This is a genomic window from Wolbachia endosymbiont (group B) of Cyclophora punctaria, from assembly GCF_964028235.1.
Classification (GTDB): domain Bacteria; phylum Pseudomonadota; class Alphaproteobacteria; order Rickettsiales; family Anaplasmataceae; genus Wolbachia.
The window spans coordinates 1,389,489-1,405,001 of the sequence record NZ_OZ034749.1 but is presented as its reverse complement, the minus strand read 5'-3'; the positions used below and the strand labels follow the sequence as shown (position 1 = coordinate 1,405,001).

At 33.4% G+C, this 15,513-nt stretch carries 11 protein-coding genes and 2 pseudogenes; 5 read left to right on the top strand and 8 right to left on the bottom strand.

Annotated features, from left to right (window positions below; all coding sequences use genetic code 11):
• Positions 1 to 16 precede the first annotated feature (16 nt).
• On the top strand, positions 17 to 2,545 hold the full coding sequence (polA, locus tag ABWU33_RS06740; RefSeq protein WP_353280668.1) for a DNA polymerase I: 2,529 nt from the start codon (positions 17 to 19) through the stop codon (positions 2,543 to 2,545).
• A 646-nt stretch (positions 2,546 to 3,191) separates the two neighbouring features.
• Positions 3,192 to 4,151: a hypothetical protein gene (locus ABWU33_RS06735; protein ID WP_353280667.1), complete on the top strand. Its 960-nt coding sequence runs from the start codon at positions 3,192 to 3,194 to the stop codon at positions 4,149 to 4,151.
• Positions 4,152 to 4,188: 37 nt separating this feature from the next.
• On the opposite strand, the gene ABWU33_RS06730 is transcribed toward ABWU33_RS06735, so the two are convergent.
• The 4 genes from ABWU33_RS06730 to ABWU33_RS06715 form a co-directional block, all read right to left on the bottom strand.
• Entirely contained in the window at positions 4,189 to 4,971 is a 783-nt protein-coding gene (locus ABWU33_RS06730; RefSeq protein ID WP_353280666.1) for an exodeoxyribonuclease III, read from the bottom strand.
• Positions 4,971 to 5,678, bottom strand: a complete 708-nt coding sequence (locus ABWU33_RS06725; RefSeq protein ID WP_211907801.1) for a uroporphyrinogen-III synthase — start codon at positions 5,676 to 5,678, stop codon at positions 4,971 to 4,973. Before ABWU33_RS06725 ends, ABWU33_RS06730 begins: the two co-directional genes overlap by 1 nt.
• Before the next feature lie 226 nt (positions 5,679 to 5,904).
• A complete protein-coding gene (locus ABWU33_RS06720; protein ID WP_353280665.1) occupies positions 5,905 to 7,401 on the bottom strand; it encodes a hypothetical protein in 1,497 nt (498 codons plus the stop codon).
• Positions 7,402 to 7,594: 193 nt separating this feature from the next.
• Positions 7,595 to 9,610, bottom strand: a complete 2,016-nt coding sequence (locus ABWU33_RS06715; protein WP_264337831.1) for a hypothetical protein — start codon at positions 9,608 to 9,610, stop codon at positions 7,595 to 7,597.
• A gap of 129 nt (positions 9,611 to 9,739) precedes the next feature.
• Between ABWU33_RS06715 and ABWU33_RS06710 the strand changes: the two genes are divergently transcribed.
• A complete protein-coding gene (locus ABWU33_RS06710) occupies positions 9,740 to 11,065 on the top strand; it encodes a phosphomannomutase/phosphoglucomutase (protein WP_264337832.1) in 1,326 nt (441 codons plus the stop codon).
• 130 nt (positions 11,066 to 11,195) lie between these two features.
• Here the strand turns inward: ABWU33_RS06710 and ABWU33_RS06705 are convergent, their stop codons facing one another.
• The 3 genes and pseudogenes from ABWU33_RS06705 to ABWU33_RS06695 all read right to left on the bottom strand — a co-directional run.
• Positions 11,196 to 11,783, bottom strand: coding sequence for a CvpA family protein (locus ABWU33_RS06705; protein WP_211907805.1), 588 nt, complete (start codon positions 11,781 to 11,783; stop codon positions 11,196 to 11,198).
• A 57-nt stretch (positions 11,784 to 11,840) separates the two neighbouring features.
• Entirely contained in the window at positions 11,841 to 12,437 is a 597-nt protein-coding gene (locus tag ABWU33_RS06700; protein ID WP_139686594.1) for a riboflavin synthase, read from the bottom strand.
• Between the two features lie 40 nt (positions 12,438 to 12,477).
• Positions 12,478 to 13,263, bottom strand: a pseudogene (locus ABWU33_RS06695) (hypothetical protein); the annotation flags it as partial.
• Positions 13,264 to 13,348: 85 nt separating this feature from the next.
• On the opposite strand from ABWU33_RS06695, the gene tnpA reads away from it, so the two are divergent.
• Positions 13,349 to 13,786: an IS200/IS605 family transposase gene (tnpA, locus tag ABWU33_RS06690; RefSeq protein ID WP_265024376.1), complete on the top strand. Its 438-nt coding sequence runs from the start codon at positions 13,349 to 13,351 to the stop codon at positions 13,784 to 13,786.
• Between the two features lie 69 nt (positions 13,787 to 13,855).
• On the opposite strand, the pseudogene ABWU33_RS06685 reads toward tnpA, so the two are convergent.
• Positions 13,856 to 14,782, bottom strand: a pseudogene (locus tag ABWU33_RS06685) (hypothetical protein); the annotation flags it as partial.
• 452 nt (positions 14,783 to 15,234) lie between these two features.
• Here ABWU33_RS06685 and ABWU33_RS06680 point away from each other — a divergent pair.
• Positions 15,235 to 15,375, top strand: a complete 141-nt coding sequence (locus tag ABWU33_RS06680) for a hypothetical protein (protein WP_250120297.1) — start codon at positions 15,235 to 15,237, stop codon at positions 15,373 to 15,375.
• Positions 15,376 to 15,513 lie beyond the last annotated feature (138 nt).

Below are 15,513 nucleotides of genomic sequence, written 5' to 3'. Positions count from 1 at the left end.
CACATAAATATCTACAATGAAAGAAAAAACTTTCACAATCATTGATGGTTATGGTTTTCTTTTCAGGGCTTACTATGTCTTACATCATTTAACTACCACAGCTGGTATTCCAGTAGGTGCTGTGTACGGTTTTCTTAATATGGTTCTGAAGTATATTTCCCATTCGGACTACTTAACTATAGCACTTGATTCTGGCAAAAAAAATTTCAGGCACAGTTTATATTCTGAGTACAAAGCAAACAGAGTAATACCTCCTGAGGATCTAATTCCACAATTTACAATACTGAGAGAAGCGGTAGAAGCTTTTAACTTTAGCTATGAAGAGATTGAAGGCTATGAAGCAGATGACATAATTGCAACACTAGCTGCAAAATATGCCAACCACGAAGACTTTAAAGTAGTAGTAATCTCATCAGATAAAGACTTATTTCAACTTTTGAATTACAACATTCTAATATTTGATCCTATCAAAAATATATACGTAGATGAAAAACAAGTGATAGAAAAATTTGGTGTAAATTCAAATAAGCTTCTTGATTTATTTTCTCTAACTGGAGATGCATCTGATAACATTCCAGGCGTTCCAGGAATAGGGCCAAAGACTGCAGCTAAATTACTAGATGAATTTGATTCATTGGATAACATTATAGAAAACATCAATAACATTGAGCAAACAAGAGTTCGTAATATTCTTACTGAGCATAAGGAAAAAGCACTAATTTCAAGAGAACTTTTGTCACTATGCAAAAAAGTAGATCTTCAACATGATATTGTAAAATATGAAGTCCATCCTCCAAATATGGAAAAATTGTTATCCTTTTTGAAGAAATATGAATTTAATTCATTGATAGGAAAAGTAGAAAAGCTCTTTTCTTATAGTGGATCTAGCACAAAAGAGAAAACAGAATATAGTAGTGAAGAATTAGAAAAATTTTTGGAGCATTGCAGATATGAAGGTAAAATTGCAATTCATTGCCACTTTGAAAACAATAGATTGAACAAAATTTCCTTATCTTGTAGTGAGGATAATATTTTCTACATAGATCAAAGCTGCCTACAAGATGCACTTACTATAATAAATTCAACTTTATTTTCAAATGGGGTGCTTAAAATAGTACATGATATTAGAAAGATCAGAGAAATATTTCCTACAATAGAGAGAGTGCTAGACTCAATTGATGACCTGATGATCATGTCATACAGCCTTGACACAGGTAAGCATGATCACAGCATTCCAAACATAATTGCACACAATTTAAGTAAAAATGTAGAAACTTTCTCGGCAAAAATTTTAATAGCGATCCATGAGAAACTGACACAAAGATTATTTCAGGAAAAACTTTTTACGATTTACGAGCGCTTTGATAGACCTCTCATGAAAGTAATATTTGATATGGAGCAAAATGGAATACTGCTCAATATTGAAAAACTACAGGAATTGTCTGATAAGTTTGAGCAGCTAATTGCTGTACTTGAAAACGATATACATAATTTAGCAGGAGAAAAATTCAATATTGCATCGCCAAAACAATTAAGTGATGTTTTGTTTAATAAAATGGAGCTAAGTAAAAAGAAAAAGTCAAAATCTGGGTCTTATAGCACAAACTCTGAAGTTCTAGAGGCACTTGAAGAGGAGGGGACAGAAATCGCAGGTAAAATTTTAAGTTGGCGACATTCAAGTAAATTAAAGGGTACCTATACTGACGCGTTAATAAAACAGGTTGATCCGCTTGATGGTAGGATACATACAAGCTTTTCAATTACTGTGACTGCAACTGGAAGGCTGAGCTCTAGCAATCCTAATTTACAAAATATTCCTATCAAAAGCGAAGAAGGTAGTCTTATCAGGCAAGCGTTTATTGTGCCAAAAGGGTGCAAGATAATTTCTGCCGACTATTCGCAAATAGAATTAAGACTCCTGGCACATGTGGCAGATGTTGCGGCATTTAAAGAAGCTTTTGCAAATAGGGAAGATATTCATGATATTACCGCAAGACAAGTTTTTGGAGTGCAAGAAATAGATGAGCAATTAAGACGCAAAGCAAAAACCATTAATTTTGGCATTATATATGGCATTAGTCCATTTGGCCTTGCAAAGCGACTTGGCATTACCTTTCAAGAGGCTGCTGAATACATTAATTACTATTTTTCTTGTTACCCAGAAATAAAGGTCTATATGGAAAAAGCAGTATCTATCGCGAGAAATCATGGTTATGTAGAGACTTTGTTTGGTAGAAGATGTTTTGTAAGAGACATAAATAATAAAATTCCTTATCTAAGACAATTTGCAGAAAGGGCAGCAATCAATGCACCGCTGCAAGGAACCGCCGCTGATATAATAAGACGTGCAATGATTCAGCTTTTTGATCAATTGAAAACAGGTAAAATAATCCTCCAAGTCCACGATGAGCTACTAGTTGAAGTAGAGGACGACAAGGTACAAGAAACAGCAAAACTTATGAAAGATATAATGGAAAATGCAGTAGAAATTTCTATACCACTTGAAGTAGAAATAAAAATTAGCGACAACTGGGGCTTTTCTTAATTATACCGTAGACCCTAAGAACCTGTCTTGAAAGGACTTAAGTGGTTAAGCATATATTAAATACTTCTTGAAGTAAGGAGAGTACACTCATACGTCAAGCAAACAACATTTACCTAAAATTCTGTGACATTAGCAGCTTTCTTGGCAATCATATCCCGTTTTCAGTAAACAGTGATTTTTCTATATATTACTGATCTAGAAAAATTTTTATTTTAATTAGCGTTAAACAATAGGCGCCTATTGGTTTTTAGCTAAAGTAAAGGTCAAATATCTGGAATTCTGGACATAAAATCCCCCTGTGTAAAAAAAAGGTTAGAAAAAAGTGCAGCGCACATACAACAGAGATTAAGCATATTTACATGCACTAAAGAAGATACGCTACGCTTTTTGATTAAAAATTTGACTGAAAAGTCTGCAGACAAAGATAGATTTTGAGCTCTTAAAATATCTCTAACTGTAATTATAATCAGATTTAAAATATATGGAAGCAATTTTTTACATTCCCTTATCACTTATATCATTTGTTACTCTTCTATTTTTTGCTTTATTCTTTTCTTTTTTCCCTTTCAAGATAGGTTCTAAGAAATTTGAACTAATGTGAAAAATATGCTATAATTAAAACATAGGTTAGTACAAGTAGGTCATTATGACGGTTCCAAAAGCAAAAAATAAGCCTTTAGAGTCATCTACTCAGGTGACCGAGCAAAATGAGATACTTTTCAAGAAGGAACATAAGGAAATTTACGATTACTTTGTAAAAGTATTAGAAGTTAAAGCCGAATTAAAGAAGGACAAAGGAATAACTGATTATTTTATATCAGCTTATAAGGACATACTACTTAATAATGTCAATCCAAAAGATATAAAATCACTCAGTGAGGAGAATTTTTGTCAGTTTTTACTTTCTGTATTTAAAGAAGTTAGAGAGAAAAAATTAGCGAACAAAGAGAATGTCAAGAATGTTGAAATAAAGAAATTAGTAGATGATTGTGTAGCTGATATACGTGGTATAGAAGCTAAGGATTCACTAATAAAACTTGTTGGGTTACTATTGGGAATAAAAATAGACCCGAAAAATATTTATGGCTCCTTTATGGATGGAGTGAAAGAAAAAATACCATTTTTAGGTGGAGATAAAAAAGAAGAGGATGAACCACTACTTAGTGATCAAGAGATGGTAACAAAGTGCTTACGTAAGGTTTTTCTGCCTATTCTTTTTTCCATTGCTTCAATATTAATTTTTGGTCCTACTACACTTGCGATAGTTGCTGCTGTTATTGGTACAATATTTGCTGTAAAGGGAGGAGTTGAGGTTCTTTTTTCAAATAACAAAAAAGGTACTTTATATGATCCTAGTTCACAAGATAAAGATGATACAGAAAAGAGAGCAAAATTGAATAAAAAAATTGACAAGGGTATTGATGATATTTTAAAAACCCCAATTGAAAGCCCTCTTGAAACAATTGCTGACGGGAGTAAAAAACAACCTACTCCGGAACAAGCTCCTCAGGTAGGAAATAAAGGGGGTGAGCAGCTTACTATGCTTGATGGAAAAATTACTATAGATCAGCCAGCCAAAAGCACAGAAAAGACAGCAGTCAAGTAAGACCTATTTGCCAAAGGTGAATTGTGTAATAGGTCTTTTATTGTTTTATAACACATACAACGGGAGTATGATCAGATGGGTTTTCTAGTTTACGCAACCTATCATCTATGTAACATGTTTCCAATTTATCTGCAGCTTGTGGCGATAGCAGCATATGATCTATTCGCATTCCTTGATTGTTTCTGAGTGAATTACCTTGATAATGCCACCAAGTGAATTGTTGTAAGTTGAGGTGAGATATTCTAAATGCATCTTTAAAACCAAGATTCAAGATCGCTCTTAATTTCTCACGCTCTTTTATATGAAAGCACACTTGGCCATTTAATAAATTTGAATCAAAAACATCAATTTCATCCAGTGCAACATTATAATCGCCAGCTATAATAGTTAACTCTTCATTTTTCAACAAAGTGCCCATCCTTTCATATAGGTTATCAAAAAACTTGAGTTTATACTCAAAAGTATGAGAGTCTGGGCTTTGACCGTTTGGAACGTATACACTTCCTACCCTTACCTTATTATTGGTGTGTTTTATCGCACACTCTATATAACGTGCTTCTTGATGACTCTCTACAACATCAATTTTTAATTTTTCCAGTATTGGATATTTAGATAAAACACAAACACCATTTCTTGCAACCTGTCCATAGACAGCATATTCATATCCTAACTTTTCTATCTCTGCATAAGGAAATTGCTCTTCTGTACATTTTATCTCTTGCAGCAAAACTATATCTATCTGACTATCAACTATAAAACTACAAAGTTGGTTAATTCTTTTACGTATGGAGTTTACATTCCAAGTTGCAATCTTTAGCATCAACAATCCTTATTAATTATATCAATTAAACTCTCCCCTGTGGGAAACCTCGATGTTATAATTTTTTTCCACTTGATTAACTTTAAACTATCAGCAATGTTTTTACTCATGGTATATGCAACTGTATTATTCATCACAGGAGATAGCCCACTTTTTAGAACTAATGAACAAAATACCCTTGCAGTTTGTGAGGAAAAAAAAGCAACGCTATCAATTTTACCGTCCAATAGTAAATTTTTACACCTATTAGTTAGACTCCTTTTAGTAATTGTTTTATAGAGTACAACTTCTCTTATGTTAAAACCTTCTTCAGATAATCTTTTTTTTAGGTCACATGATACTTCTTGTCCCCTTATATATAAGAACTTTATTGCATTTGAATAATGAGATTTTATGAATGATATCAGACCATCAACGTTGCTGTCTGCTGAGATTATATCGGAAAATCCCAAATTTTTTGCAGCCTGCATAGTTGAATTACCAACTGTAATAATCGAAAAGTTATCCTCTTTGCATATTTGACTGAAAGCCTTTACACTGTTTTTACTTGTAGATATCACAACGTCAAATTCATACGTAGATATATCAGGATTTAAGTACTTTATTGTGAATACTGGCTCTATAAAAACTTTGTATCCATATTTTTTTAGCGTGCTTCTTGTGCTCAACGAATCTAATAAAGGCCTTGTCAATAAAATAGACTTCATTCTGGTTTATTTCACTAGCAGTAAAATAATATCCCTTATACACAAATTATTGAATAAAAACTTTTATTTTTTAAGTTTCTTGCATAACCTAGAAAAAAAGGCAAGAGAAACTCAATAATTGGCCCAGTGCTAGAAAACGGATCTTAAATAAGCGAACATTTTGATCAAATGGAAAAAGGATGTTACTCAATGAGTAACATCCTTTTAGAATGATAAGCGGTTTTGTTTATCCTTTACTAGGCTCAGCTTTTTGTTGAACAGATTCTACGTTTGGTTGATCTACAATCGCACGTCGTTTTGCCAACTTCTCAGTGAGCTCTTCCGTAACTCCTAGACCAAATCTTGTTTCTTGAGAAGGACTGTGTCTTTGTGGAGTAGAAGAACTTGGTGAATTGAACCCACTATCAGAATTACGACGGTAACTGGCAAAGCTAGAAGTTGTAGCAGTACTGTCAGTGCTTAAAGAACCCATTGAATTGCTTCTTGGCGGTTTCTCCGGAGCAACATAAAAACGGCTATTTCCTATCTCCGCAGATTGTATCTGATCCAACTCAGAATCTTGATATCTTATATAAGTAGCTTCCTCTGGCTTTTTGCCACCTTTTAGTGATGATGACAACTTGCTCCAAAGTGAAGTAGGTGCTTTTACTTCCTTATGCTCATTAGGATTTAATAATTCTGCTTTGCTGCTAACAGTACTTATAGAACTCGTTGAACTACTACCTGATAAGCTATTTTCCAGTGAATTCATAGAACTTGCTTTATGCCTTTTTGCTGACTTATTAAGCCTTTCTAAAGTATTAAAATGAGTATGCTCTTCCTTGCATTCTTTAATAACTTCCTTAATCTCATCATGATGTTCAGAGAAAATACTGTCTTTAAAGTATTTATCTTTATCTGATAGTCTTTTTGTAACTAAGTTACGCAAACCATCTGCGTCCAAGTTATCAATAAATTTTTTCTGCTCTCTCCATTTATCTACTAGCTGGTCTGGCAAATAATCTCTCCAATCAAGATATGTTTCTTTTGCTATTTTTCCTTCTATTTTTTCTGATATTCCAGAAAGTATGCTCTTTATTAACGTGGAATTATTTTTTCCATCAGTACAAATTGCTATAAGATCTTCTTTCACTTCTTGAGCTCTCTTCTTTTTTGGTGAATCAGGAATAAGCTCATTATCTATTCTATCTGAATAATTCTCATTACCAGCTGCACGATATAATTTATTCGCTGTTGCAGTGAGCACATTACTTGTCTTTTCCTTTGTTTTTTCACTTACAAAACTAGCACCTCTCTTCAGTGAATCTGCTGAATACTCATAGCCATCCTTAATTTTTCCGCCAATATGCTTCGCCCCTTCAACTGTTTTTTCTGCTGACCATTTGAGTCCTTTATATCCAGATTGAACTGCTTTTACAGCAACTTTCACAGCGAAAAATAGAGTAAGACCAACTATAGCACTTGGTATAGCAAGTGTTGCACCAACTGCCAAAAGTGGTAACACTGCTGAAAATAATCCACTTGCTGTACCTACTACAAGAGCTTGATCTCCTTGCTTCATTTTAGAGAATGCTATATCTCCTTTTAACAGATCCATAATTCTGTCTTTTAGCTTCTTGGGATCGTGAATGATATCTGAATTTAATGAAGAATCTTGAATCATTTTAAGATCATCTTGCTTAGTTTCAACAAAATTTGAAGAGTTTTTTTCACTAGGTGACATTTTAAACCTCACTATTAATTAAACATACTAATATTGTATATATCTGATTCTTAAGTTAGGGTTAATTCATCTAACAATGTCCACTTACTCTCAAATGATTTTGCTTGATGTGTTTTTTTGAAAGCACAGAAAATTAGTGATTGTTGCGGTATGATGTTTCGTTTGGATTAGCTATAGTTGAAGCAAAAACTCATCATTTTGAAGGGGTGGATTTTTTAGGAATCTCAGCAGGGGTTGATTTTGGATCTGATAATTCTGTATTTACCTTAGTTGGCTCTAATGGAGTTTCCTGCTCTTCTGGTTTATCATTCGGAATTGGAATAGGCCAATCCATAATGTTTTGTGGTATGTTTGTTCGAGCTTCTTCTTCCTTGGTCTTTTTTTGATCTGTTGAAGATGATGCATCAATACCTGCATTTGTACCTTGGTCTTGTGTTTTAGGAACTGTAGTTTCGTGATCACTTGCCTCGATTCCTCTACTTTCATATTCAACTTCAGTTTGAGTTGAAGTAGCTACTTTCGCATTTACTTCACTGAACTCATCCGCAAGTGATCTTCCGGGTTCAAGTTGTCGAATTTTTTCCTCCAAAACTTCTTTTTCTTTTTGCAGTTGATTTAATTCTTCAGCTAATTGATTTGCTGTATAAGTCAATTTTTCGTTTTCATTTTTTGCTTCCATCCATTGTTCTACAAACTGCTTTTCATGATTATCTTGTGAACCTTCTTCCAATGTTTTCTTTAGATTATTTTCCAAATTTGCATTCTTTTTTTCTAGTGCACTTAACTTAGCTTCACTTTGCTTCAATTTCTTCTGTAGTTCTTTGTTTATCCCATTTACTGATTGAACTTCATCTTCTTTGTCTTTCAACTGATCATTTAAGCTCTTTATTACATCATTTTTATCCTGTAGTTCTTTTTCTAACGCCTTTATCTTTTGTGTTAGTTGTTCAATACCTTGATCTTTTTCTTGCGTTATTCTTTTCAATTCAGCTTTAAGTCTTTTAACTTCTCCTTCCAAAATTTGCTTTTCTTCACTTAATGTTCTTATTTCTGTATCACCTTCCTTTTCTATCTTTTGGTTACGCTCTTTTAATTTTTTGTGCTCCTCCATAAGTGACTTAACAGAAGCATCTTGTTCCTTGATTTTTTGATCTCTTTCACGCATTGCTTCCTGTTGTTCGTTAATTTCATTTCTCAGGTAATCACGTTCCGAGATTAGATCATCACGCTGCTTTGCAAGTTTGTTAATTTCATTTATAGTCTCATCTACACCTTTTAATCCCTCTTGCTCATACTTTCTGTCATAATCTTTGTGCATTTTTTGTTGATCGTAACCGTCGTCAATGTATTCATCAGTGATTTCAGACTCTTCATCACCAATTTCGCTCTCAGTGAAAAAAGAACTTCTACGCGAATCAGGAGAAGAATATCCACTACTACTTGGTATAGGTGACTGTGGTGGATCTTTTGTAAATATTTCCTCTGCCAGCGTTTGCTGCTCGTTCACACTTTTGCCCATGTCAGTAAAAGCTTGATGCAGAGTTTTTTTGTTGATAAAAACTTCTTTATTCTGCTCAACTAATTTTAATGCTTCTTCTGAACTCGTTATTCCTCCAAATTTTGGTTCACCAATCACTCTTTTTATGCCCTTAGAACTTACTTCTACAGTCATGCTACAATCTATGCTATTGCCTTTAGAATCCTTAGCTTGCCAGTTAATGGTCATCTCACATGAGCTTGAACCAGTAAAATCATAGTGCCTTTCGCTGCCTTTTTTGGTTGCAGTTATTTGACTATCTTTCCCTAAAGATAGGTTATAAACCTTGCCTTCGTCACTGGCTCTTAAAAGGGTGCTAATCTCTATTGGTTTTTCTTTATTTTCAAATCTAATTTTAAATTCATTATCTTGTGTTGTATATACTAAGAAATTTTCACTTGGTAGAGATTTTGCGAATTTTTTATGTGTTGCATTTATTGATTGCTCAAACTTTTGAAACTCCTCTTTCCACTTTGAACTTACCTGTTCTTTAATGTTCTCATCTTTGTGTAAAGGACCAATAAAGTACCAGATTAAATTTTCTTCTTCTAGTTTTCTGATAAAATCCTGAAAATTTTTGCAAGATTTAATGAAACTTAAAATATCATTTTTCTTTTGCTCATCTACATCTAAACCTTGATTTTCAGCTATAAATAAGTTTTCTTTTAGCATAATTTCTATTTTTAGAGAACTATATTATAATATTAGCATATTTTCTTAAAAAATCAACTAATCTTATAGTTAAATAAACTTGAGTATTTGGCGGGAATGTTATATATTAACCACTCCAAGAAGTGCAGTATGGACAATACTATTATAAGAAAATACGATATTAGAGGTGTGGTAGGCAGAGACCTGCAGATCAGTGATGGGTATGAAATAGGCAGAAAATTTGGTCAAACTGCAGCTAACGTTTGTGTAGGCTATGACAGCAGGATAGATTCACCAAGCATAGAAAAAGAATTAATCAGAGGCTTGATTTTATCCGGTGCGAATGTTATACGCGTTGGGCTCTGTTCTTCACCTATGCTCTACGCTGCAACAATGCAGGCAGATCTTGGGATTATGATCACTGCTTCTCATAATCCCAGAGAATATAACGGCTTTAAATTTTTCAGTAGTAAAAAAGTTTACTCAGATCAAGAAATGAAGGAAATTATAGGCAATACAATTAAAAACAGCACGAAAATTGGAAGCTTAATTAACACGAATATATATAGTGAGTACGTTAACATATTAAAAGATGTGCTCAAGAATAACACTACACAAAAACTAAAAATAGCCTGGGATTTTGGCAATAGCCCAACAATTGTAAGGTATATTGAAAAGATTTTACCAGATCATATACACATCGTAACCAATAGCTTTATAGATGGAACGTTTCCACTGCATGACCCAGATCCCATAGAAGAGAAAAATCTTGCTCAGTTAATAGATATTGTCAAGAAAGATAAATGTGATCTTGGTATTGCACTTGATGGTGATGGTGATAGGGTACGCTTGATTGATAATAAAGGTAATGTTGTTTCCAATGATCACTTGTTTATGATTTTTTCACGTGAAGTATTGGCGGAACACCCAAAAAGCAAGGTTATTGCCAACGTAAAAATGAGTATGAAAGTGCATGATTTCGTTAGCAAATTAGGAGGGCAAATAATTACCTGTGCAACTGGACACTCACTAGTTAAGAAAAAGATGGTAGAAGAAGGAGCAAAGTTTGCCGGTGAACTGAGTGGACATTTTTTCTTTTCTGAGCTAGGTTTTGATGATGGACTATATTCTGCTATTAAAGCCATTGACATTTTACTTAAGAAAAACCAAAGCCTATCTGAGATGATTAAAGATTTACCAAAGTTATATATCACTCATGAAGTGAAAATTGTAGTGAAGGATGAGAAAAAATTTCAAATAATTGAATCAATAAAGGAGACACTAAAGCAGCAAAACATTGTATTTTCAGAGCTTGATGGAATTAAGGTAACTGATGATAAAGGTTGGTGGCTTCTTAGAGTATCAAATACGCAAAACTGCATAACAGCAAGATGTGAAGGAAATACCTTAGAAGATTTTGAATTCACTAAAAAAGTTTTGTTGTATTACATTGATGAACTAAAATTATACATTTAAATTTTTTTGATGATTTACTTATTCGTCAATGTTTGCAGTTTTGTTTGATTAGTAATAGGAATTGGTAACCTATAGCGAATTGCTGTGGATAATAGCTGTCTAGGATAGTTTAGCTATAGAAAATCAACACTCACTTTTCTTTATTGTTTTGAGGTTTTTCTTGATCAACCATTTCCTCACCGATCTCTTTTATTTTTAGTATCAATGACTCTGGTACATACATGTTAATTACTTCTTCTGTTGTCACAAATAAAGCCTGATAAGAGTGTGAATTTATTATCCAATTGGGCAATATGTCTTCTGCGTCTATTTTAGACTCTCCCTCTTTTTTATCATATACTGTGTGGCAATATAAGTGCACAGCAAAAAATAGTACATAAGAAAGCAATATTCCTCTGAGTGCTCCGACAAAGATTCCAGTAACTCTATCCATTAATCCCAACCTTATAGGTGATAATATGTACATTAGCCAGTTATTCATTGTCATGAATGTAAGATTAAGTATAATAAATACAGAGATTGTAGAAAGTATGTTTTGTGTAACTTTAGAGTCAAAATACTTACTATAATTTATAATAAAAAAATCATAGTAACTAGCTGTCAAAAAGACTGATAAGAGCAAGAACATTAATGCACATAGCTCTTTTATAAAACCTCTAGTTATCGATATTATTACACACAAGACAATAATAAAGATAATTAGGCTATCGAAAAACATATTTTGTATCTATATGATTTTCAAGATATAATAGTTGTAAATAACAAAGTTGTAAAATTAATTGTGTTGATATTTTATCAGCTGGTCTAAGTACCGAGCAATCATATCAACTTCTAAATTTAGGTAATTACCTATTTTATTATGCTGAAAAGTTGTGTTTTTCCATGTATAGGGAATGATATTCACAGTGAATTCTTGATCGACAACTGAATTTACTGTAAGGGAAACTCCATCTAGCGTTACAGAACCTTTTTTTGCAACAAATTTAATTAATTCTTGTGGGCATGATAGTCTGATTTCATGAGATTCTAAATTTTGATTGATTGTTAAAATTTCTGTTGTGTCATCCACATGACCCTGAACCAAGTGGCCGTCAATTCTGTCACTCAGTTTCATTGCTTGTTCTAGGTTTATTTTTTTCCCTGTTTTCCACGTATTTAAGTTAGAAACCTTCATGGTTTCTTGAGATACTTGAACTGTGAATACATTGCTCATTATGTTGACAACAGTTAAACACACTCCGGAGCAGGATATTGAATCTCCTTTGTTTATAGAGGATAAATTTTGTGTCTCAATATGGAAGATTTGATCAGAGTTAGGGTGGATAGTGATATCAGTTATAGTGCCAATATCTTTGATAATTCCTTTAAACATGCAATAAAATAAATAATTATATCACAAAAGATCTTATTTGTTAGGTGCGCAAAGGAAGATCTTTTTTACTTATCTGCTCAATAGATTCTACAGAATATTCAGAATATAGAAAGTAAGCCAGGTTCAAAACGCACAGTGTAATTAATATTGGTAACCCTATGTTTAATGTTAGACCGATACTTTCCCTTTTTTCTGTTGGCACCAATTCCTTTAAAATTGACACTTTTCCCAGCGGCAAGTGCCATAGGCAGAGTGCTGATATAGAAGCTGCTACTAAAAATAGACAAAAATAAGTCTCTTTCGAAGAAAACATAGCTTTTAATGGTGATTTGAGCCTAATATTAGTAGGCAATCGAGTTTTAGCTTCATTTGTTTTTGGTAAATGGTCTACAGCTTTGCTTGGTAAAATTTCATGAGAAACATTTTTAGGCTGTGGAGAAGGTTGGCCTGAAACTAATTTAATCAACTGCTCTTTTTTTCTATATACTTGCTTTTGTAAATATTCTTTACCTAAAAGTGAATTATTAGGGGGTTGTGGCCTTTTGAGTACCTCTAGCACTTCTGATATCTCATCTGGTTCTAATACTTCATGTAGTTGTTTATCTTGGAAATAAATAATATTAAATACTGAGTTGAAAATATTGTAAAATGTATCTGAGTCTTGATTTTTATATTCACTTACTACTTCTACGAATATTTCATCGAGTTTTTTTCCCTTGTGCTCAGCTACATTATCTATCATAGCTACTCTAGCATCAATTTGAGCTTGTTTTATGATTGATTGTTTTTCTTCTTGCAATAATTCTTTAGCCTGCTTTTTTGACTTTCCATAAGATGGTACAAGCCTCCACCTTCTAGGTGGAGAAACTTTAGTTTGTCAATGTCATAACTGTACTTTATAAAGTATAGTTATGACGGAATATGACAAAGGAAAACACACTGTATTTTATCATAGGTACCATATAGTCTGGATTACAAAATATCGGTACAGAGTATTAACTAAGGCTATGAAGGAGAGAATACGAACAATCATAGCAGAAGTATCTGAAGAAATGGGGATTAAGATAGAAAACGGAGTAATATCATCAGATCATTTACATTTATTCGTAGTAATACCTCCTCATATAGCTGTGAGTGATTTTGTTCAAAGAGCCAAAGGCAGGTCTTCACGCAAAATTCAACAAGAATTTCCAGAGCTAAATAAAATGTACTGGGGAAAGCGTTTTTGGGGAAGAGGATACTTTAGTGCTACCAGCGGACATATCACAGATGAAGTCATTAATGAGTACATCAATAAACATACAGATGCACATCAGCCTCATTCTATATCTAGTATAAGATTGGAGTAGCTTTAGCTTCTCACCGCGCTTCCAGCGCTATATCCAACCTTTCGGCTCTCAGCCGATAGTGGTTGAGTTCTTTTTTCTGTTAGCTTTAAAGTAGTCTGTGTGCGGCCTAGTTTGACCTATATCCCGCTCTGTTTCTTGAGGTACTAGATTTCCTATACTACCCTCTGTTATCCGAGTTTCTGACACTGGTTCTTTTTGCGCTGGAATGACACCAGATGGTATATTGCTATTCTGTATAGAAAATTTTTGCAGTTGTGGGAAAAAGAATTGTGTTGCATTAAAAAAATTGAATTGCTGAAAAAGAGACCTAAACCAGGAAAAATTTTCATGCATTGCAGCAACAATTAATGGTGCACGTGTAATTTGCTTTCTGTTACTTGCTATATTGTAGCCAAACGAACCTTGTACAATTTGTTTATCTTGCGTGTTCCTTTTTTCAACCACATTTTCGTTTTTATTTTCAGTTTCTTCTACTTGTAATGTATCTTGACTTTGCTCCTCACTTTTGGCTTTTTCTAAATGTTTTAGCTGCTCATCTAAGAATATCTCGATTTGTTGCAAGCTATCGAGGTTAATGTTTTTAACGTTTGTTTGTAGCGTTATCGTTATGCCCTGCAGGAGGATTTGAATTGGAGCATTACTTATGCATTCTTCTACAGTTTTATTAGCTTTATGGTAGTTGTTGTATAGTTCTTCGCTTTCTTTTGCTACTTTTATATTGGCTGTGAAGTTTTTCTCCTGAGAAAGGCAGATTTTAAAAAAGTCAATTAAATGTTTTATTTGAGGTAATATTGTATTAGGGTTTACCTCTGTCAGCAGCTTGATCTTAAATGAAAACTCTTGCTTATCACTTGTAATATTTTTTGAGCGAATGGTGCTAATCTCCAGTACTTCGTTAGAAAATGCCTTACTTATGTCTTTGGATCTATTCTTAAAAAACTTAGGTAAATCCTCGATTTCGTATTTTTTCTTAGTTTCTATGTTACTACTATGCATGAGTAAATTTTTTAATATAAAGTGAAATAAAAAATATAATTAGTCAATAAATTAATAATTATAGCACCCTTGTATAACAGCGGCGCGTTGGGTTCAATAAGCAGAAAAAGTTACTTTACAAACCTCATCAGTCTTCTTATCATGACAATGAGAGTGTTTATCCTTGTTTTTAATCTCTGCAGATTTAATAACAAAATTCAGTAAAAAACTCAGGTATATATTGGCAGATTACATAAAATTATAGCGGCTTTTTTTATTTTTCTACATTCAGCTAAAACACGCTTATTTTAAGCGTTAGCACATTATTACAATGCCAATTTACATTATTATAGGGTCAAAACTCACTACTGGGGGATTCTTTTGCCTTTTTTTTCGCCTGGTAAATTTTTTAATATTCTGTATTAGTTAGGAGTCCTATAGAGATGTCATTCCAGCACTTCTTATTACCTGTTATGGATCCCAGTGTCAAGCACTGGGATGACAAGAAGGAGAGCACTGGGATGACAAGAAAGAAAGCGCTGATTTCATATGCATCTGATAAAAAAGATGATGTCATGCCAGTGCCCAGACACTGGCATCCAGTTTTTTCATGATCATCAAAACGTTGTATTTTAACATAAAACGGCTACTTTTATGCTTACCAACCTAATAAAATTCCTGGATCCCAGTGTCAAGCACTGGGATGACAAGAAGGAGAGTACTGGGATGACACCTTTTTATCCAAATAGTTT